This is a genomic window from Streptomyces spongiicola, from assembly GCF_003122365.1.
GTDB lineage: Bacteria > Actinomycetota > Actinomycetes > Streptomycetales > Streptomycetaceae > Streptomyces > Streptomyces spongiicola.
The window spans coordinates 4,598,326-4,618,478 of the sequence record NZ_CP029254.1 but is presented as its reverse complement, the minus strand read 5'-3'; the positions used below and the strand labels follow the sequence as shown (position 1 = coordinate 4,618,478).

The window sequence follows — 20,153 nt, the reverse complement described above, 5'->3', positions numbered from 1 at the left end:
CGGGACCATCCCCGCGGGTGCGGGGAGCAGTAGCCCGTCGATCTGCCTGCCCTGCCGGGACAGGGACCATCCCCGCGGGTGCGGGGAGCAGTTCCGCTTGAACTCCTCCAGCGCGGCCTTAGAGGGACCATCCCCGCGGGTGCGGGGAGCAGATGTGTGCCCCCGGCGAGCACCACCTGGCCGTGGGACCATCCCCGCGGGTGCGGGGAGCAGACGGGACGACCTGCCCGAGGAGCGGCCACATGAGGACCATCCCCGCGGGTGCGGGGAGCAGCCACCGAGTGGGCAACGGTCGCCCTGGTGGCGGGGACCATCCCCGCGGGTGCGGGGAGCAGTCCAGCTCCGCCACGCGCGCCCGCAGCCGCGCGGGACCATCCCCGCGGGTGCGGGGAGCAGCCGCGGTCGACCCGGGGTTCGAGGATGCCGGCGGGACCATCCCCGCGGGTGCGGGGAGCAGCAGAGGAGCGCGCGCTCGATGTCGTTGGTGATGGGACCATCCCCGCGGGTGCGGGGAGCAGCAGCTAGAGATGTCTCGTGCACAGCGAGCACAGGGACCATCCCCGCGGGTGCGGGGAGCAGGTACTACTGTCCAGCGTGATGACAAACGCGCCGGGACCATCCCCGCGGGTGCGGGGAGCAGCGACGCGAGCGCGCGCTTGCCCTTGTCGCCGAGGGACCATCCCCGCGGGTGCGGGGAGCAGTGGCTCAGCGCCTGGAAGCCGTTGGGCGGCGGAGGACCATCCCCGCGGGTGCGGGGAGCAGGGCAGCCCGGCAGCGAGCTGGTATCCGGCCTGGGGACCATCCCCGCGGGTGCGGGGAGCAGTTCGGGTCCCCGAGGTTGTACCCGAACCACTTGGGACCATCCCCGCGGGTGCGGGGAGCAGCAGCGCATCGTCATCGACCAGGCCAAGATCCGAGGACCATCCCCGCGGGTGCGGGGAGCAGCTCACCGGAGCCGACCTGGTGCCGGGACTCGCCGGACCATCCCCGCGGGTGCGGGGAGCAGGGGGAGTTTGGCAACGTGCTCGACTTCCCGCCGGGACCATCCCCGCGGGTGCGGGGAGCAGCGAACCAGAACAGATGAAAGCCGGTGGCGTCCGGGACCATCCCCGCGGGTGCGGGGAGCAGTCGCCCTCGCCCTGCGTCCACCGCCCGACCGGGGGACCATCCCCGCGGGTGCGGGGAGCAGATGACCAGCGCTGACAACCGCTATCAGATCGTGGGACCATCCCCGCGGGTGCGGGGAGCAGACAAATCGGGCACCGCGCAGAGCCGCAAGGTCGGGACCATCCCCGCGGGTGCGGGGAGCAGCCCGGACGTGGGTGGAGCGCGCGACGGTGTTCGGGACCATCCCCGCGGGTGCGGGGAGCAGAGCCCGATCGGCTCGGCCGGGGCCGCCAGGCGGGGACCATCCCCGCGGGTGCGGGGAGCAGCCGCAGATGGCGCGGTAGGTGGGTGGCTCCGAGGGACCATCCCCGCGGGTGCGGGGAGCAGTTCCACCTCTGCGCGCGCTGGAATGCCCGGACGGGACCATCCCCGCGGGTGCGGGGAGCAGCTGGGAACTGATGATTTTCGTCAAGCACGGCGGGGACCATCCCCGCGGGTGCGGGGAGCAGGCGGTCAGGATTACGTCGAGTCCCGCGTACAGGGGACCATCCCCGCGGGTGCGGGGAGCAGAGCGCGTCAACGATCTGCCGTGTGGCGTTCACGGGACCATCCCCGCGGGTGCGGGGAGCAGCGCTTACTGCGCACTACCGCATCTGCCAGCGGGGGACCATCCCCGCGGGTGCGGGGAGCAGACGGGGTGCGGGAAAACGTGGCTCGGATATCAGGGACCATCCCCGCGGGTGCGGGGAGCAGACTGGTTGAGCTGGGGGTTTAGCGGCGGCGGGGGCGGTTTCCGGGGACTTTCGCAGTTTCCGGCGAATCCGGCATGTGGGTCATGATGTGGCGTCAGCTCCTGCCGAAGCGGCGGCGTTTGGCGGCCCTGCTCCAGCCCGATGGCGGTTCGCTGCGGGGAGTCGCCGCCGGGGGCGGTGCGGTCGGGTCGGGGCGGCGGATAAGGGTGGCTCCTTCGAGGTCGGTCGGGTGCCACGCGTGGTCGTGGGTGCGGAAAGTGAAGCCCTGCTCGTTGTTCGTGGTGTGGGCCAGCAGGGCACGGCCCTGGTTCGCGAACTGCCGGACTTCTTCCCAGAGCAGGTCGCGGATTCTGGCGGAGGGGTTGCCCACGAACACGCCCGCGGAGATCTCCAGCAGCCAGCGTGTCAGGAAGCCACGCAGACCGGCGGGGCAGTTGGTGAGGACGATGACGGTCACCAGAGCGACTCTCCGTAGTCGTCCCCTCCGCCGTAGTTGACGCCGGAGGGGACCTGGCGGCCGCCGTCGCTGTGGAGGGTGACCACGTCGGGTGCCACGCCCGGGGTCGCGTCCTGGTGGCCGCCGGTTGCGGTGTCGCCGGCCGGTTCCGGGAGCAGCAGTCGCTTGATGTCGTCTACGCACCGGTTCAGCAGCGATGTGTCGTTGATGCGGTCCCGCAGAGCGCGGCGGGTGCGAGAGCCGGCGTCCTCCTCGTCCTGTGCGGCCACGTCGAAGGCGACGGGGATGCCGATCTCGGTCTTGTAGAGATCGGCGATGTCCAGGACGAAGGAGAGTTCGTGGCCGGAGTGGACGAAGCCGAGAGCGGGGCTGCAGCCGAGCGAGGTGACGACGGCGTGGGCGATCCCGTACATGCACTGGGCGGCGGCGGTGACGGCCTGGTTGACGGCGTCACCGCTGCTGAAGTCGCCGGGAACGTAGCGGCGGCCCCGCCAGGGGACGCCCGTGCGGGCGGCTTCGGCCCGGTAGTGGTCCTTGACCCGTTTCCCCTCACGGCCGAGGAGTTCCTGCCGGGTGAGACCGGAGGGGTCCTCGTCCGGGAAGCGCAGCCGGTACATCTCGCGTGCCACGGCGAGGCGGCTTCGGGGATTGGCCCATTGCCGGGCCTGCGCCTCCACGAGGGCGGAGGTACGGCTGAGGGCCCGGCCGGACGCGTAGTAGCGCACGCCGTGTTCACCGACCCAGCAGACCGCCGCGCCGGTCTCGCCCAGAACGCTCATGGCCTGGTGGGTGATCCGCGTGCCGGGGCCGAGGAGCAGGGTGCCGATGGTCGCGGAGGGAATGTGGGTGGTTCCCTCGGCGTCCTGGGCCGTGATGGCGTTCGCGTCGCGGTGGACCGTACAGCGTTCCAGATAGACGAAGGAGAGGCGTTCACCGGTGCGGGTGAGGTGTCTCGGGGTGAGTGCCGGGCGCCGGGAGACCGTGCTCATGGCGTCCGTGGGGCGGGGTGGGCGACGGGGGCCAGGGTGAGGAGACCGCAGCCGTACGCTCTGGCCCGTCCGACACCCTGGGTGAGCGCGCGGCGCAGGGCGTCCGGCTCGGTGACCTCCAGCCGTCCCTCGAAGGTGGCCGTGACGACGGTGACCTGTCTGCCCTGACTGCTGCCCGGGTCGCGGGACTTGGTGAAGGAGAGGGACCGTGTGTCCCGTACGGTCAGCTCGTAGCGGTCACCCGGGTGGGGGCGCCTATGGTGTGTGGTGCCCTCGGGCAGGAGCCTGCGCTCGGCGGGCTTCTCGCAGACCCGGAAGCCGAGGCGCTGCTGGCGTTTCTCGTCGAGGAGCCAGCCCATCTGGTGCGTGGGGGTCAGATGGGCGGTGGTCTTGCGTGGTTCGCCCTCCTTGCGGCGGATGTTGTGCACGGGGTTGGCGGTCAGCCGGAACTCCCAGCGGTCGCCCGCTCCCAGCCGGTCGAGGAGCGGTGTGTAGGGCCGGGTCTGCCAGCCCGGGTTCGCGGGGTCGGCGGCGGCGGGCCAGCCGGCCTGTTCGACCAGATGTGTCAGGTCGGGGCGGTCGGGACTGACGATGTGGAGGAGCACCTCGGCGCGGCTCCGCTGGTCCAGGCGCCACAGCACACGGGGGGCGGCGGGCGCCGGGCGGTCGGAGGGCAGGATGCCGGGGAACGACGACATGACGGCGGCGTGGAGGGGCTGGGGCGAGGACAGGAGGCGGCGCGCGCCGGATCGCGCGGTGTTGACGCGGAATCGGGAGATGAACATCAGGCGCTTTCCTCCTCCAGGGAGTCGAGGGCGGTGAAGGGGTCGTGCGCGTACCGCGGATCGCCGCCCGCGGGGATCGGGACGGGCACGGGGTCGGTGACGACGGTGCGCGGCGCGTGCAACCGGCGGCCGGCGTCGAAGCTGACGGGCTGGTCGCGGAGCAGGTCCGCCGTCTCGATGCTCTCGCCGCCGGACGCCTCACGCAGCACGGTCAGGTGGTCCGGGGGCCGGTGGCGCCTGCGGTACCAGTCCGCGGCCTGCCACGGCGTGGTCCTGAGCACGTCCTCGATGCCGTCTGCGTGCTCGTGCAGTTGCAGGACGAGCGGCTCGGCGGGCGGGCACGAGCGCCGGCCGAGGAAGGGCGGGTACGCCGGCGCGTGCAGGGCGGCGTGCAGTTCGCTGAGCAGGGCGTGGTCACCCTCGACGGCGGCGACGAAGACGGCATCGGCGAGGTAGAACCGCTCGGACAGGGGCATGGACGTGCCGGTGACGCCGTGGTGGGCGGTCTGGAAGTCCCGGATGCGGGTGCCCGGCTGGTCGATGCGCACCCCGAACCGGAGTGCCGCGAGCGGAGCGAGGCGCTCGTCGTCGCCTCGTTCGATGCCGGCCGCAGCGGCGAGCAGGCCGACCACGCCGCTCTTCGTCGGAGCCGATTCGGTGGTGCGGCGGGTGAACCGGGAGGAGGCTCCCCAGGATTGCAGCGGACCGGCCAGGCGGAGGACGAGCACGCTCATGCGGGCTTCTCCAGGCGCTCCGCGACGGCGCGGGCGACGTCGGCCGCGAGTTCGGGCAGCGTCTCGGTCTCCGTGCCGAGCCCGGCCAGCTTCTGTGTGGCGGGGCCGACGCGCAGCACCCAGGTACGGGTACTGCCGGGGTCGCCGTATGCGCGCTCGACGTCGGCGGCGTAGGCGGCGAGCCGGTCGGACGCCTCGCGGAGGTGGCCGCCGCCGTCGCTGCGGACCGGGTCCTCGAACGCGGCGACGTAGCTGATGGGCCGGGTGGTGCGGAGCCTGACGACGACGGCGTCGGGCTGGGTGTGGTGACCGAAGGTGTTGATCTTCCCGGTGGGCAGGGACGAGGTGAAGGCGTGCACGAACGCCTCGATCGCGCGCCGGACGGGCTCGCTGTGGTGTTCGTCGTCGCGCAGGCCCGCGCCGAGGTTGGCGGCGAGCTGGTGCACTCCGAGTGAGGCGTACCGGTAGAGCGTGGCGGAGTTGAAGTCGACGGTGCCGATCATTCCGGCGCCGGTCTCCTCGTCGGTGTTCTCGTCGTCGACGGCGGTGTAGTAGTCCGACTCGTTGTCGACCCGGTGGACGCTGAGTGCGTGTGCGACCTGTACGGCGGCGTCGACGTTGATGTCGGCGACGTCGGCGACCATGCGTCCGAAGAGGGCGATGTCGACGGAGTGCCGGGTGTCCGCGAGTTCCCTGGCGCGTGCCTTGTTCTCCTTGGTCTTCAGGAAGGCCGTGATGTCGGAGGCGCCGTCGAGAGCGAGGCGCGCCAGGCCGTCGAGCTGCCGGGAGCTGAGGAAGACCAGGTACTTGCTCTCGGGTGCGGGGGTGCGGCCGCCCTCCTTCTTCGCCTGGTCGGCCTTGCGCTTGGGCACCTCGGTCTTGAAGCCCGCGGCCCTGACGGTCTCGTCGGCCAGCTTCAGCGCCGTCTCCCGCTCGGCGGACGGGTCGAGCGCCGTGATCCGGTCGGCGAGGAGTTCCACGATCTTCTTCGTCCGTACACCCAGCTCGGCGGGGTCGAGCAGCTGCTCGTCCTTGAAGGAGGTGCGGATGGCCCGCTTCCAGGCCTGGCTGGAGACGCGGGCACGCGGGACTCCCCCGTAGAGGCCGGTCTTGGGCGCGCCGGTGTCGTCGCGGTTGAGGTTGCTGGGCGGAACGGTCTGGAGGGCGTGCACGTCGAGGAAGATGCGGCTCACGAGGCGTCCTTGTCGGTGTGGCTGTTCTTGGTGGTGTTCTCGTCCGCGGCCGCGGCGGCCCGCGCCTGCTCGTGGAAGGAGCGGCCCCAGCTGCGGCGGACGGCGGCGGGCCCGTCGGGCCACTGCCAGGTGTAGAGCTGGCCGGCGAGGAGTGCGTAGTCGAGCGGGATGTCGTCACGGCGCAGCAGGGCGACGAGGTCGCGCAGCCGCTGGGTGAGGGTGGTGAGGTCGGGAGCGGTCCCCGCGCGGACCAGGCGCTTGCGGACGGGTTCGTCCACGCCGTCGGCCGGCATCAGGCGCCGGACCGCCGCACCCAGACCGCGCGGCCGGTCACGGGTGTGCCGGCAGTGCATGGGGGTGCCGCGGGACTGCTGGTGGAACGCCCACAGCGTGAGGGCCGCGTGCAGGGCGTTCTCGGCGCCGGTCAGCTCGCGCTCGCTCAACGCCCGTGACCCGTCCGTACGGGTGTGGAGCGGGCCGGTGTCGACCAGGTTCCACAGGTCGGGCAGCTCGCCCGCCTCGCGGCCCGCGCCGCGGCGCAGGCGGGCGAGAGCGGCGACGGCCGGGGACCGGTCCGCGAGATAGCCCTGCTGGAGGGGGACGATCGTCGCCGCGGTCAGTTCGGCGAGCCTCTGGTGGACCGGGGCCGAGGCGGAGGGGGGCGAGGCGGGAAGGGCCGAGGCGGACGGGGGCGAGGCGGGAGGGGGTGAAGCGGTGGTCATACGGGCACCTCCGGGGTGGTCGCGGCGTGTTCGGAGCCAGGTGTGCCGGCCGGTTCCGGAGCGCTCGGCCCAGCACCGTCGGGGGCGGGCGGCCCACCGCCGGCGTGGGCGGGCGGCCCAGCACCGTCCGGGGTGTTGGCGTCTGTACCGCCTCCAGCCGGGCTCGGGGATTCGGGATCACCGGGGGCTCCCAGCGCCCTGGCCAGCCGCCCGCGGAACCACACGTCGGCGAGGCCCGCGTTCAGCCAGTACGTGCTGCCCTTGGCGCCCTTACTGCTGCCGGTGCCGGTGCTGCCGGTGCCGGTGCCGGTGCTGCCGGTGCCGGTGCAGAGGCGCCCCTCCCATGCCGCGTCGCCCGCGGCGGCGATGAGGCGGTCTCCGAGACGGCCGACGGCCTTCCGCAGCTGACGCCGCCATGTGTCCCGGTGGGCGAAGGGGTCGGGAACGTCCGCCAGCACGGACAGCCAGTCTCGGTACGGCTGCTCCAGCGCGTCGAACCCCTCGGCGAGGCTCGCGGCCCTCGGCTGCTCCTGGCCGACTCCGGCCGCCCGGGCCAGGTCGGCCGCCAGGTCCCCCAGGGCCCGTACCGCGCGGTCGGCGTCGTCCGACGCGGCGATGGCCTGGACCGCGTACGTGGGGTCCTGCCGGTGCAGCAGGACGACCGGCATCTGCAGTCGGTCGTCGACGGCCTCCTCGACGACCGACTGCTGGGTCCCGTAGCTGACGCCCACCAGTCGGGCGCGGACGAGGTATCGAGGCTTCAGATGCCCCTCGCTCACCAGTCGGGCGATCCACTCAAGGATCCTCGGCCGCAGACGTGCGGCAGGCTCTGCGCCACCGCCACCGCCACCGCCGTCGCCCGGCCGGTCGGCGACGAGCGCGGCGATGCCCCGCCAGGCCGAGCGGGCCGGATCGTGTTCGAGCGGCAGATACACCGGCGACTGCCCCAGCTTCTTCTCCTGCGCCTTGCTGCGGCGCCACGCGGTCATCGGCTCGCGCCGGTGCATGTTCCGGGGGGTGTGCTGGTCTCCGTAGCCGAGGACGACACCGTGGACGCCGTCGGCGTCGTAGTGCAGTCGCAGGCGCCGCGACTGCCAGCTGTACAGGTCGCGAAGACCGGTCGCGGGACGGCCGGTGGAGCCCGGTCCGCTGGGGTCGCGCCGCCACGCCGGCCGGTCGTCGGCCGGGAACTCCAACTCGGTGGTGTCCGCCGCCACCAGGTTGAGCAGCAGGGTCTCGCGGAGCGTGTCGCCCTCGACGAAGACGCCGCCGAGTCCGCCGCACCAGCCGGTGCCGAGCGGAAAGACCTTGCCGCCCTTGACCCGGTCGTCGCCGGCCATGCCGGTCTTGATGCCGGAGGTGTCGTAGGCGTGGACGTGGACGACCCACCGGGCGGCCTCGGCGAACGACAGCCGCTCCACTTCCGGCAGCCGTGCGCTGAAGAACTTCTCACCGGCGGGCACGTCCGCCACGATCCGGTCGAGGGAGAACACCTCGTCCTTCAGCGTGCGCAGTCCGGCCGACTGCAGGAAGGGCGTCTGCGGATGGAGCAGATCGAACCGGTCGGCGTGCCGCGTCAGATACTCCTGGACGGGCGCGAGGCTCTCCCGGTCCTCCCACAGCTCCGCCCACTCCTCGATGTCACGCGGACCGTCCAAGGCGTCGTGCGCGACGGCCAGGAGCAGCCGGATCAGGGCGAACTCCTGGGTGGCCAGACCGGCGACGACGCAGCGCAGATCGTCGGCCTGCGCAAACACCTGACGGAGCGACAGTTCGTCCTGTGAGCCGTCACTCCGCACCACGCGGATCCAGGAGCTGCTGGTCAGATCGAAGGACGGCACCTCACGGGCCTCCGGGTCATCGGTCGTCTGCGTCACGGGTCACCTCAAGGCCGTCACTCGGGCTGTACCGGAGTACGAAGCCTGCCAGCCGGGTCTGACAGTCCTCGTCGAGAGCGAGAATCAACTGGTCGGAGAGCCAGGGGCTGTCCTTGCCCTGCCAGTGAGGGAGATACAGCCGCTCCAGCTCCTCGATGGCCCGGTCCAGCGTCTCGCCGGAGAACCGCGGGGGAAGCCGAAGACCGCAACTCGCCGCGGTGCGGGCAGCGAAGCGTGACGGTGTCGCACCCTGGGGCAGCTCCACACCGGCGCGACGCTCCCGCTTCACGTCCGGCGTCAACCACGGCAGGGTGGCAAGGCTTCCGTCACCGCGCCGCTGCACGACCACGACGTCCAGGCCGTCCCGGCTGTCACGCACCTGGGCGCGACCGGTGGCCGTGTCGTCCGTGTCCCCCACACCGGCGGCGACCCACCCGAACAAGGGCCGCCCGGGCTTCCCGACGTCCCCCAGACGGAACACGGCCGCCCGCTCGGCCTGGTCGACGCGGTGCCGCCCCAACTGCTCACGCGCCTCCTCCAAGGCGCCCTGCCAGTGGTCGGGACCGACCGGCCCCTCCCCGTAAGCGCCCTGCACCAGCGGATCGATGTCCGTGGGGAGTTCGACCGGCCGCCGGGCCGGGTCGTCGAGGTGGGGGAGGAAGACCGCGGCCGACCTCAGCAGCGCGTACCGCCCGTACACGGCGACCGACCCCCGCACCGGAACGGGTACCTCCGCCGCCCAGTCGGTCCCGGTCACCAGGCAGCGCGCGGTACGCAGGCGGCTGGGCCGCTCCTGCTGGTCAGGCCCGCGCCGGTGGCGGTGGAGACGCCCCATGCGCTGCAGGAGCAGATCGGCCGGGCAGAGATCACTGACCAGCAGATCGAAGTCGACGTCCAGCGACTGCTCGGCCACCTGGCTGGCCACCACGATGTGCCGGCCCGCCGGCCGGTCGCCCGTCTTCTCCGGAGGACCGAACAGCCGCAGCAGCGCACGGTCCTTGTCGGCCCGATCGAGGTCGACGAAGTACGAGTGGGCGACCGTGACGTTCTCCGCGCCGAACCTGGCACGCAGCGCCTCGGCCGTCTCCAGCACCCGCCTGACCGTGTTCCTGATCACCAGGACGCAGCCACCGTCGACGAGTTCGTCCTCCAGCCGCCCCGCGAGGACGTCCAAGCCGTCGGCCAGGCGCTCCACCCGCACCCTCGTCGCCCGGGCCGATGCGCGTGGACAGCGGACCTCCGGTAGTCCGCCCGGAGCGACAGCGGTCAGCAGCGGGTACGCCGCCTGCGACGCGGTGGCCTCCTCCGCGGTGGCCTCCTCCGCGCTGGCCTCCTCCGCGCTGGCCTCCTCCGCGGCGGTCGCGCCGCTCCGGCCGGCGTACGCGGCGAGGAGCGCGCTCCTGCGCGCGGCCGGCAGGGTCGCGGACAGCACCACAACGGGTACCCGGTACGCACCCAGCCACGACAGCACCCGGTCCAGGTACACGCTCATGTACGTGTCGTAGGCGTGCGCCTCGTCGATCACGACGACCTTGCCCGCCACGGCGAGGTGACGCAGCACCAGGTGGCGGCTTTTCAGACCGGCGAACAGCAACTGGTCGACGGTGCCGACGACGAACGAGGCGAGCATGGCCTTCTTGCGCCCCCGCAGCCAGGCGTGCGCCACCAGTTCGCCACTCGCACGACGCCGGCCCTCCGCCTGCCTCCCGGACGACACCGGCACCGCCTCGTCGACGCCGATGGCCGCGACCGGTCCGGCGCGTGCCATCAGGTCGGCGAAGTCCTCGTTGAGGGCGGCCTTGGAATGGGCCAGGTGCACCGAACGACGTGTCCCCGACACCCCCGGCACCCGCTGCAGCCAGTCGAGCAGACGAGGGAACATGGCGTTCCCGGTCGCCATGGTGGGCAACGCGAGGAACACTCCTCCCGCACCCGAGCGCGCCGCGAAGACCTCGGCCACGGCGAGCGCCGCCTCCGTCTTCCCCTCCCCCATCGGGGCCTCGACGATCATCAGGCCCGGCTGCTCCATCTCCCGGGCCAACTCCACGGCCGCTTCCTGGACCGGGCGCGCCCTCGCCCCCGCCGGCAGGGCGAACCGGGAGGCGAACAGCTCCCGCGCGCTCTCGACCGGCTCCTCCGCCCGCCAGGGCTCCGGCAGGTCCAGTCCACGCCAGGCAGCCTCGAGGCGTTCCCGATCGCTGCGGGACGCCGCGTCGGGGAAGTACGGGAAGAGGTCCGGCGAGCTGGCGATCCAGTCGGCGAGGATGACCAGCGCGGTCAACAGCACCTGCACCGGCTGCGGCAGCCTCACCGACCGCCAGTCCCCCAGCCGTCCGCTCGCACCGAAGCATTCGGCGCATGCGTCGAGCAACTCGGTCTGCACCTGACGCCAGACGCGTCCGCTCGCACCGGGAGTGCGTAACAACTCCCCACGGTCGTAAAGGGCTTTGATCTGCCCGTACTCGGGCGGCACGCCATGATGCCCGCCGACAACGACCGTGAGCTGCCCGGTCCGCGCAGGCGCCCACCCGTAACGCTCCTCAAGCCACTCGCCGAGCAGCACCTGCCCGGCCAGACCATGCGGCGCGATCCGACGGTCCGGCCCCATCGCCTTCGCCGAACGCATCTCAAGTCCCCTGCCACGCATGGCGTCGGCGAGCGTGTCGACCTGACAGGCGAACGCCGGGGTTGCCTTGCCGATGTCGTGCACAGCGGCCAGCCAACCGACGAGGGCCCGCGCGTCCGAATCACCGCGCGGCAACGCCTCGGCGACCAGCCCCCTCACGCCCGCGGGCAGCCACCGGTCCCACAACAGGCGAGCCACCTCGGCGCTGTCCTCCATATGCCGCCACAGCGGCAACCAACCGTCGGTGTCGCGGTCATGCTTGGCCCACACCGACCGTGCCGGGTCCCCGAGCCGGGGCAGCATGCCGAGACGGGTACGCTCCCCGTTGCTCATGCAGAGATTGATACATGCACGGCCGGGCTCCGCGCACGGAAATGGGTAAACGCAGTCATCCAGGTGATATCGGCTGGTATACCGATCCTCTGACACCCGGTCTGCCAGGCCATCGGAACCGAAGGAATGCCCCGAATGACCTATCTGCCCGACTCCGCAGAAGTAGGTCGAACGGGGCCTGCGCTGCGGTGAACTACCAGGTCAACGAGTCTGCTCCCCGCACCCGCGGGGATGGTCCCCAGTGCGGCCCCCGACGGCGGGTCTCTTCCAGCTGCTCCCCGCACCCGCGGGGATGGTCCCATGGTTTGGTCCGGCGGACGGGTCCGGGTGAACTGCTCCCCGCACCCGCGGGGATGGTCCCGTCTCGCCTCGCAGGATCGCCCCCGCCCCCGCCTGCTCCCCGCACCCGCGGGGATGGTCCTCACCACAGAGCGGATCGCGGACCGGTACGAGGCTGCTCCCCGCACCCGCGGGGATGGTCCCCCTCCGCCGGGGGGTTGCATGACCCCAAGGGACTGCTCCCCGCACCCGCGGGGATGGTCCCGACGTGGCCCCGGCCGGCCCGATCTTCATGGACTGCTCCCCGCACCCGCGGGGATGGTCCCTTGGCGCTGGCGAAGCTGATGACGCGCGGGAGCTGCTCCCCGCACCCGCGGGGATGGTCCCAGATGCTCGGCTTGGGAGTACATCTGCTGTGGCTGCTCCCCGCACCCGCGGGGATGGTCCCGCCCGTAGGGCGTAAGGGGCCCGAAGGGCTAGGACCCCCTACCTGCTCCCCGCACCCGCGGGGATGGTCCCGGGCTGATCGTCTTCCCGACAGGCCGGGCCATCTGCTCCCCGCACCCGCGGGGATGGTCCCGTCCCGACGGCCCGGTTATCCACAGGCCCTCGCTGCTCCCCGCACCCGCGGGGATGGTCCCACGGGCGGGACCGCCGGCAGTTTGCGGGTTTCCTGCTCCCCGCACCCGCGGGGATGGTCCCTGCCGCCGCCGGGCGGGGCCGAGAGAGCCAACCTGCTCCCCGCACCCGCGGGGATGGTCCCCAGCTGGTGGCGTCGGACCGATGGAGCTACACCTGCTCCCCGCACCCGCGGGGATGGTCCCACGGGTCCGGCCCCGGTCGAAACGCAGCCCTACTGCTCCCCGCACCCGCGGGGATGGTCCCTTGCCCAAGTTCGCGACCGGCCGGGAGACCTTCTGCTCCCCGCACCCGCGGGGATGGTCCCACGGGCGGGGTTCCCGGCAGTTTGCGGGTTTCCTGCTCCCCGCACCCGCGGGGATGGTCCCGGCGGGCGGTGGTCCCTCAGCGCGCAGCGCACCTGCTCCCCGCACCCGCGGGGATGGTCCCTCGGGCTGAACCACACCACGGTGATGGAGCGGCTGCTCCCCGCACCCGCGGGGATGGTCCCTACCTGTCGTCCTACGCGGAGCCGCGCGCCATCTGCTCCCCGCACCCGCGGGGATGGTCCCATCGAGATGTCCGCGGGGAAGTTGGTCCCCCTGCTCCCCGCACCCGCGGGGATGGTCCCGCCACCCGGTCACCCGCGCCGGCCGCGGCGTCCTGCTCCCCGCACCCGCGGGGATGGTCCCAGCCGGAGCACTCCCGCGGTGGTGCCATCGACCTGCTCCCCGCACCCGCGGGGATGGTCCCAGTGGAGTAACCCCATGGATCAGCTTCTCGCCCTGCTCCCCGCACCCGCGGGGATGGTCCCCCCCGCAGGACGTTCAACGCCGACCGCGCGAACTGCTCCCCGCACCCGCGGGGATGGTCCCCAGTGCTCGCACCTGTTCCTGTACCGCACGACCTGCTCCCCGCACCCGCGGGGATGGTCCCTACGTCGGCCCGCTGCCCCTGTGGGCGTCCGACTGCTCCCCGCACCCGCGGGGATGGTCCCCTATGCACCGGCTCGGGCACGTCGATGCTCGACTGCTCCCCGCACCCGCGGGGATGGTCCCCGGGTGAATCCCGACGTGCGCAAGTTCCTGCCCTGCTCCCCGCACCCGCGGGGATGGTCCCTTCGGCAGGGTCGGCGCGGTCAGCTGGCCGCCCTGCTCCCCGCACCCGCGGGGATGGTCCGCGTCCAGAAGGTGTACAGGCCGTGATCCTCGGCTGCTCCCCGCACCCGCGGGGATGGTCCCTTCCGTACAGCGGACCCGAGTTGGGGAGATCACTGCTCCCCGCACCCGCGGGGATGGTCCCGTCAGCAGGTACGCGCTGCTGCCCGCCCCGTCCTGCTCCCCGCACCCACGGGGATGGTCCCGCGCCGGAGCGCGGGCCGGCCGGAGGCCGGCGCTGCTCCCCGCACCCGCGGGGATGGTCCCGGGTCGCACTCACTTGCACTGAGGGAGCACGACTGCTCCCCGCACCCGCGGGGATGGTCCCAGCGGCGGATCTTCAACGGCCGTGTCCAGCTGCTGCTCCCCGCACCCGCGGGGATGGTCCTTCCCGGCCGGAGAGGGCGGGAAGTGGACCGCCCTGCTCCCCGCACCCGCGGGGATGGTCCCGTCACCCCCGAGGCGCGCGACATCCTCCGGCTCTGCTCCCCGCACCCGCGGGGATGGTCCCCAGCGGGCCCGGCCCGCCCCGGCCCGCGCGGCTGCTCCCCGCACCCGCGGGGATGGTCCCCGATGCCTACTCGACGCCCACGCCATGGGTGGCTGCTCCCCGCACCCGCGGGGATGGTCCCTGGAGAGGGATCGTCAGGGCGTCCGGGCCGACCTGCTCCCCGCACCCGCGGGGATGGTCCCGGCCTGATCGTCTTCCCGACGAACCGGGCCATCTGCTCCCCGCACCCGCGGGGATGGTCCCCGGCAACGTCGCGGTCCGGGCCTTCCTGTGCACTGCTCCCCGCACCCGCGGGGATGGTCCCTACTGAGCGATGACCGGGTAAACACCCTCCGTCTGCTCCCCGCACCCGCGGGGATGGTCCCGAGGTCCGCCTGATCGGGCAGGGCGCGGGCAACTGCTCCCCGCACCCGCGGGGATGGTCCCCCGCGCAGGACGTTCAACGCGGACCGCTGCTCCCCGCACCCGCGGGGATGGTCCCCAGTACGGCCCCCGCCGCTTGGTCTCGTCCAGCTGCTCCCCGCACCCGCGGGGATGGTCCCGTCGCCGAGGAGAGCGCCGCCACAAACGCTGCCTGCTCCCCGCACCCGCGGGGATGGTCCCGGACTCGACGGCGCCCGCGCATGGGCCTGGCCCTGCTCCCCGCACCCGCGGGGATGGTCCCCGCCGTCCCGGGACCGGCCGGTAGCCGCTGCTCTGCTCCCCGCACCCGCGGGGATGGTCCCCGGTTGACGTACCGGCCCCCTCCGGTGACGTTCTGCTCCCCGCACCCGCGGGGATGGTCCCTGAAATGCCATGGCCGTGCCCAGCGTGTGCGCCTGCTCCCCGCACCCGCGGGGATGGTCCCGGCACGGATGCCGGAGTGGGGGGCCAGGGAGGCTGCTCCCCGCACCCGCGGGGATGGTCCCCACCGACCGGGCGACCCACACGCCTGGTCACCCTGCTCCCCGCACCCGCGGGGATGGTCCCGCGTCCGGGTGACGATCAAGAACCTCTGGGAGCTGCTCCCCGCACCCGCGGGGATGGTCCCGAGGTGTGGAAGTTCACCCGGCCGCGCCTGTCCTGCTCCCCGCACCCGCGGGGATGGTCCCCAGTTCATCGGCCTCTTCCGCGGCCAGTTCGGCTGCTCCCCGCACCCGCGGGGATGGTCCCCTCCGCACCGGGAACACCGCGGCGGCCGCGGCCTGCTCCCCGCACCCGCGGGGATGGTCCCTGCCGCCGCCGGGCGGGGCCGAGAGAGCCGAGCTGCTCCCCGCACCCGCGGGGATGGTCCCGGCTGCTGTACGCGGGCCGTGACCTGGTGCTGCTGCTCCCCGCACCCGCGGGGATGGTCCCCTCGCCATCAAGGGCGTCTACCAGAACATCGGCTGCTCCCCGCACCCGCGGGGATGGTCCCGGGCCGTCCGGGAGCGCCCGCCTGGTCAACGTCTGCTCCCCGCACCCGCGGGGATGGTCCCCACTACACCCACGACACCTCAAGGGGTAACCGCTGCTCCCCGCACCCGCGGGGATGGTCCCGCGATCGTGGCCACGTCCGAACCGGAGAACGTCTGCTCCCCGCACCCGCGGGGATGGTCCCACGAGCGAGGAGAGGCGGAACTTCTCGTGGGTCTGCTCCCCGCACCCGCGGGGATGGTCCCCTGCCGTACCGGGGCAAGGTCTACTCGGTGCCCTGCTCCCCGCACCCGCGGGGATGGTCCCGTGTCCGTGGCAAATTTCTCCACGTAGAGGTTCTGCTCCCCGCACCCGCGGGGATGGTCCCCCCTATCGGCTCACGTCGCCGTCCCGCGTGCTCTGCTCCCCGCACCCGCGGGGATGGTCCCCCTTGCCGGTGGTGTGGCAGTGGTCGATGACCACTGCTCCCCGCACCCGCGGGGATGGTCCCAGCGGGGAGGTCGCTCCGGTGACCGTGGACAGCTGCTCCCCGCACCCGCGGGGATGGTCCCGCCGTAAAATCGTGCGTTACCGTCCACGCTGGCTGCTCCCCGCACCCGCGGGGATGGTCCCGCCTCCGCGTCCGACACTTCCTTGTGCCAGTGCTGCTCCCCGCACCCGCGGGGATGGTCCCACCAAGGCGTGTGGGGTGATCAGAAACGTCAACTGCTCCCCGCACCCGCGGGGATGGTCCCCCGGCCGAGCCGGTGACGAGAGCGGTCTTCATCTGCTCCCCGCACCCGCGGGGATGGTCCCATTGAGGACTCCAGCTCGTACGACTCCGACGGCTGCTCCCCGCACCCGCGGGGATGGTCCCTGGTCGTCGAACACGGCCCGTGCGCGATCGTCCTGCTCCCCGCACCCGCGGGGATGGTCCCCCACCACGAGAGGGGGGCCCGATGGGCCTGTTCTGCTCCCCGCACCCGCGGGGATGGTCCGGGGGCGGTGTCGCCGGGGGGCTCCGCCGGGACTGCTCCCCGCACCCGCGGGGATGGTCCCAGGGTGCTGGTGATGTGGAGGGCGCCGTTTCCCTGCTCCCCGCACCCGCGGGGATGGTCCCGGCGGATCCCAGAAGGGCTCCTCCAACGGCAACTGCTCCCCGCACCCGCGGGGCCGACATGCCCGGGCGCCGACGCGCCCCGCGCGCCGAAGGGCGCGCCGGGCGCATGGGGCGCCTCGCTGTCAGTCCTGGTGCAGCGCGCCCCAGAACTCGTCGAAGGTCAGCAGGCCGTCGCCGTTGGCGTCCTTGGACTTGATGACCGCCTCCGCGACCGTCTCGGTCACGTGGAAGTCGCCCAGCTGCGCCATGGCGCTCTTGTACTCGGCGGCCGAGATCAGCCCGTCGCCGTTCAGGTCGAATCGATCGAAAGCCTTGCGTGCCGACTCGATGTCCGCCACAGCCCACCCCTTCTCGGTGCATTACTGACGCCGGCCAGGTTATCGGCGGAGGGGCGGTCCGGCCGGCGGGGGCCGCGGGGGTCGACGGGGCCGACGGCGCGGACGGCGCGGACGGGGGTCTTCGGGCGTGCGCGGGGCGTCGGGGAGGATGGGTGTATGAGCGACGCGGTGGCACGGATACTGGAGGCGGCGGCACGGGACGAGTTCCCGCCGCCGGACGGTGGTACGACGGTGGTGCCGCAGCCCAGCCCGCGGGACGCGGGGGTGCTGGCCTTCACCGCCCATTCGGTGGTGTTCACGGACGAGGACCCGGCGTGGGTGCGGAAGGCCCTGGCCGCGGCGGCGAGCGATCCGCTCTCCGCGAGCATGAGCCCCGGTTTCCTGGGCGCGCTGACGGCGAGGACCGGCCGGTCGGTGAACACCGTCGACCTGCTCACGGTCGCCGCCGCCCGGGCCGGAGAACCCGGGTTGGAGCTGAGGGAGATCGCCGACCCGGACCATCCCCGGGTGACGCGGGCGCTGAAGTTCCGCGACGAGGTACGGGTGTGGGCCGCGGACGGCGGCGTGCTGGTGCTGGGCCGGGGAGTGGCCGGGCGGTGGGAGGCCGCGATCGAGGTGGACCCGGAGGCGCGCGGCGCCGGACTGGGGGTGCGGCTCGCCGTCGCGGCCCGTCATCTGGTGCCGGGCACGCATGTCTGGGCCCAGCAGTCGCCCGGTAACGCCCGCAGCGTGCGGACGTTCCAGCGGGCGGGGTACCGGCCGGTCGGCTCGGAGGCCCTGCTCGTGGCCGGGTAGCCGTGCCGGGACCGGCGACCTGCGGCGGGACCGTCGACCTGCGGCGGGCCCCGAGTTGCGTGCGGGGGATGCCGGCCGCGGCTCTGACCCCCTCCGGGTAGCCGTCCCGACCGGGGGCGGCCGGGCGGGCACCGGTGGACGCCCGGGCGGCGGGCACCGTGCCGGCTCAGCGGGCGGCCCGTGTGTCCGCGCGGCGGGTGCGATGCCGACGAGAAGTAGCGAGACGCGCGGCCGACGGCCGTCGTCCGACGCACCCCGGGAGACCTCCGATCCGAAGATTCAGCCAGTCAGCTCTCTTTTACTCATCGCTTGCCAGATAGATAGCCGAATTTACCTTTGATTCAATATCACATTGTCGGCTTGGGTATATATACAACCGAAATGCACCATTGATGAAAGGTCGAATGTCTGCCATAGTCGGTCGCGCGACCCCCACCGACCCGGGCCAGGTCGTCAAGAAGAGCGGCAGCGCGGATACACCCCACCCCGTCCGCACCCGCACACGCGAAAGCCCCTTCCGGCGCCGCCGAGAATCCGCCGCGGCGCCGGAGGGGGCTTTCGTCCGCTCCCGGCCGCCGCTCCGCGACACCCTCCTACGCCGCCGCTCCGTGACACCCTCCGCCGCCGCTTCACGACGCCGCCGGCCACGCCTCGCGTACTCCAGGACCGCCTCTCGCACACGCCGGGTGGTCGTGCTCCGCCCGCTCCGGATGGCCGAGTTCCGCCCGCTCCGGGCGCCACTTCGCGCGCTCTCGGGCCTTCGGGGCCGCGCCCGCCCCGGGGTGCGCTGGTGAGGGCCCGGTCTCAGCGGTCGTCCGTCCGCATCTCGAACCAGGTGGTCTTGCCGCGCGGCAGCAGATCGACGCCCCACCGGTCGGACAGCTTGTCGACCAGGAAGAGACCCCGGCCGCTGATGTCGAGTTCGCGGACCGGCATGAGGCAGGGCAGCCCCCGCGAGGGGTCGCGCACCTCGACGCGGATCCAGCCGCGCCTGCGGACCATCCTGAGCCCGAACACCCGCGCCCCGGTGTGCCGTACGGCGTTTCCCACCAGCTCGGAGACCAGCAGGACCGCGTGCTCGGCGGTCTGCGGCGAGAGCGCCCACTGCCGGAGCACCACACTCTGCGTCAGCCGGCGCGCGACGGCGGCGGATTCGGGACGCGAGGGGAGTTCGACCTCCCCCTCGGACGGATCACCGAACAACTCGACCGCCTCGAGCGCCTCGAGCGCCCGCCGGCCGTCGACGGCCGGCGCCCACCGCGCGGCGGTCGCGCTGCCGCGCGCCCGCGGTTGCTCCATACCTTCCAGCCCCGCCATGCCCCCCATCATGGCCGCCCAGCGGCCCTCCCGTGACCGTTCCGGGGGAATCGGCACCCCGGGGAGCGGTGCCCGGAGCCTCCGATTTGACATATGCCCCCGGCAATCGGAGGCCCTACACCCCGACCGACCTGCGATGACGCAGCGCTTACGCATGATCGCCAAGAGCGCCGGACGAGGGCGTCCAGAGGCTCCGTCAGGGTTCGATCACCCAGGGCGCCATGTTGACGAGGCAGGCATCCGCGTCCAATCCCCGCCGCTCCGGGGCCGGTTCAGAGGAACTTCGCCTTCCCCGGGCCCTCCTCGACGAAGCTCCGCATGCCCCGCTCGCGGTCCTCGGTCGCGAACAGCCCGGCGAACCAGTTCCGCTCGATCGCGAGTCCGGTGTCGATGTCGGTCTCGAGTCCGGCGTCGACCGACTCCTTGGCCGCCCGCAGCGCGAGCGCCGGTCCCTGGGCCAGCTTCGCGGCCCAGGCGTGCGCCTGCCCGTGGACCTCGGCGGCCGGTACGACGCGGTCGACCAGTCCGATCGCCAGCGCCTCGTCGGCCTTCACATGGCGGCCGGTGAAGATGAGGTCCTTGGCCCTGGACGGGCCCACCAGCCGGGCCAGCCGCTGGGTGCCGCCGGCGCCCGGAATCAGGCCCAGCAGGATCTCCGGCTGACCCAGCCTGGCGTTGTCCGCCGCGATCCGGTAGTCGGCGCACAGCGCCAGCTCGCAGCCGCCGCCCAGGGCGTAGCCGGTCACGGCCGCGACCACGGGCTTGGGGATGCGGGCGACGGCGGTGAAGGAGTCCTGCAGGGCCTTCGACCGCTTCACCATCGCGGGATGGTCCATCACCTGCATCTCCTTGATGTCCGCTCCGGCCGCGAACACCTTCTCCCCGCCGTAGAGGACCACGGCGCGCACGTCGTCCCGGCCGGTGGCCTCGGCGGCCAGCTCGCGCAGCCGGTCCTGGGTCGCGATGTCCAGGGCGTTCATCGGGGGGCGGTCCAGCCGGATGGTGCCGACGCCTTCGGAGACTTCGAGAGTGACTGTCATACGGGGAGGTTAGCGCCCGTTCACCCCGT

General features: G+C 72.9%; 12 protein-coding genes and 2 CRISPR repeat arrays (1 of these 14 running past the window's edge). Of the genes, 1 reads left to right on the top strand and 11 read right to left on the bottom strand.

Features of this window, described 5'->3' with window-relative positions:
* A CRISPR array of direct repeats spans window positions 1-1,860; the repeat unit is 29 nt; unit sequence GGGACCATCCCCGCGGGTGCGGGGAGCAG; it reaches 1,403 nt to the left of the window's first position.
* 93 nt (window positions 1,861-1,953) lie between these two features.
* The 9 genes from cas2e to DDQ41_RS20300 all read right to left on the bottom strand — a co-directional run bounded on the left by cas2e (window position 1,954) and on the right by DDQ41_RS20300 (window position 16,972).
* Window positions 1,954-2,316, bottom strand: a complete 363-nt coding sequence (gene cas2e / locus DDQ41_RS20340; RefSeq protein ID WP_109295767.1) for a type I-E CRISPR-associated endoribonuclease Cas2e — start codon at window positions 2,314-2,316, stop codon at window positions 1,954-1,956.
* Complete coding sequence (cas1e, locus tag DDQ41_RS20335; protein WP_109295766.1) at window positions 2,313-3,305, bottom strand: type I-E CRISPR-associated endonuclease Cas1e; 993 nt, start codon at window positions 3,303-3,305, stop codon at window positions 2,313-2,315. The genes cas2e and cas1e overlap by 4 nt, the downstream gene beginning before the upstream one ends.
* Window positions 3,302-4,090: a type I-E CRISPR-associated protein Cas6/Cse3/CasE gene (gene cas6e, locus DDQ41_RS20330; protein WP_109295765.1), complete on the bottom strand. Its 789-nt coding sequence runs from the start codon at window positions 4,088-4,090 to the stop codon at window positions 3,302-3,304. The genes cas1e and cas6e overlap by 4 nt, the downstream gene beginning before the upstream one ends.
* Window positions 4,090-4,824 carry a type I-E CRISPR-associated protein Cas5/CasD gene (cas5e, locus tag DDQ41_RS20325; protein ID WP_109295764.1) on the bottom strand — a complete coding sequence of 245 codons (735 nt, stop codon included), beginning with the start codon at window positions 4,822-4,824 and terminating at the stop codon, window positions 4,090-4,092. Before cas5e ends, cas6e begins: the two co-directional genes overlap by 1 nt.
* Window positions 4,821-6,017 (bottom strand): type I-E CRISPR-associated protein Cas7/Cse4/CasC, encoded by a 1,197-nt coding sequence (gene cas7e / locus DDQ41_RS20320; protein ID WP_109295763.1) that lies wholly within the window; start codon window positions 6,015-6,017, stop codon window positions 4,821-4,823. Before cas7e ends, cas5e begins: the two co-directional genes overlap by 4 nt.
* Window positions 6,014-6,739 (bottom strand): type I-E CRISPR-associated protein Cse2/CasB, encoded by a 726-nt coding sequence (gene casB, locus DDQ41_RS20315; RefSeq protein WP_109295762.1) that lies wholly within the window; start codon window positions 6,737-6,739, stop codon window positions 6,014-6,016. Before casB ends, cas7e begins: the two co-directional genes overlap by 4 nt.
* Window positions 6,736-8,616 carry a type I-E CRISPR-associated protein Cse1/CasA gene (gene casA, locus DDQ41_RS20310; RefSeq protein ID WP_109295761.1) on the bottom strand — a complete coding sequence of 627 codons (1,881 nt, stop codon included), beginning with the start codon at window positions 8,614-8,616 and terminating at the stop codon, window positions 6,736-6,738. Before casA ends, casB begins: the two co-directional genes overlap by 4 nt.
* Window positions 8,597-11,575: a CRISPR-associated helicase Cas3' gene (cas3, locus tag DDQ41_RS20305; protein WP_262508516.1), complete on the bottom strand. Its 2,979-nt coding sequence runs from the start codon at window positions 11,573-11,575 to the stop codon at window positions 8,597-8,599. Before cas3 ends, casA begins: the two co-directional genes overlap by 20 nt.
* Before the next feature lie 210 nt (window positions 11,576-11,785).
* Window positions 11,786-16,634: direct repeats of the CRISPR family, unit length 29 nt; unit sequence CTGCTCCCCGCACCCGCGGGGATGGTCCC.
* A 122-nt stretch (window positions 16,635-16,756) separates the two neighbouring features.
* Entirely contained in the window at window positions 16,757-16,972 is a 216-nt protein-coding gene (locus DDQ41_RS20300; RefSeq protein ID WP_109295760.1) for an EF-hand domain-containing protein, read from the bottom strand.
* Window positions 16,973-17,128: 156 nt separating this feature from the next.
* On the opposite strand from DDQ41_RS20300, the gene DDQ41_RS20295 reads away from it, so the two are divergent.
* Window positions 17,129-17,767 (top strand): GNAT family protein, encoded by a 639-nt coding sequence (locus tag DDQ41_RS20295; protein ID WP_109295759.1) that lies wholly within the window; start codon window positions 17,129-17,131, stop codon window positions 17,765-17,767.
* 804 nt (window positions 17,768-18,571) lie between these two features.
* Here DDQ41_RS20295 and DDQ41_RS20290 read toward each other — a convergent pair.
* Both DDQ41_RS20290 and DDQ41_RS20285 read right to left on the bottom strand, forming a co-directional pair.
* On the bottom strand, window positions 18,572-19,096 hold the full coding sequence (locus DDQ41_RS20290; RefSeq protein ID WP_174720367.1) for an ATP-binding protein: 525 nt from the start codon (window positions 19,094-19,096) through the stop codon (window positions 18,572-18,574).
* Between the two features lie 260 nt (window positions 19,097-19,356).
* Entirely contained in the window at window positions 19,357-20,124 is a 768-nt protein-coding gene (locus DDQ41_RS20285; protein WP_109295757.1) for an enoyl-CoA hydratase/isomerase family protein, read from the bottom strand.
* Window positions 20,125-20,153: the final 29 nt, after the last annotated feature.

What these genes read in the sequence shown, in the direction of transcription:
- cas1e (WP_109295766.1), bottom strand. Translation starts at nt 3,305, where the DNA reads ATGAGCACGGTCTCCCGGCGCCCGGCACTCACCCCGAGACACCTCACC.
- cas6e (WP_109295765.1), bottom strand. Translation starts at nt 4,090, where the DNA reads ATGTTCATCTCCCGATTCCGCGTCAACACCGCGCGATCCGGCGCGCGC.
- cas5e (WP_109295764.1), bottom strand. Translation starts at nt 4,824, where the DNA reads ATGAGCGTGCTCGTCCTCCGCCTGGCCGGTCCGCTGCAATCCTGGGGA.
- casB (WP_109295762.1), bottom strand. Translation starts at nt 6,739, where the DNA reads ATGACCACCGCTTCACCCCCTCCCGCCTCGCCCCCGTCCGCCTCGGCC.
- cas3 (WP_262508516.1), bottom strand. Translation starts at nt 11,575, where the DNA reads ATGAGCAACGGGGAGCGTACCCGTCTCGGCATGCTGCCCCGGCTCGGG.
- DDQ41_RS20295 (WP_109295759.1), top strand. Translation starts at nt 17,129, where the DNA reads ATGAGCGACGCGGTGGCACGGATACTGGAGGCGGCGGCACGGGACGAG.
- DDQ41_RS20290 (WP_174720367.1), bottom strand. Translation starts at nt 19,096, where the DNA reads ATGATGGGGGGCATGGCGGGGCTGGAAGGTATGGAGCAACCGCGGGCG.
- DDQ41_RS20285 (WP_109295757.1), bottom strand. Translation starts at nt 20,124, where the DNA reads ATGACAGTCACTCTCGAAGTCTCCGAAGGCGTCGGCACCATCCGGCTG.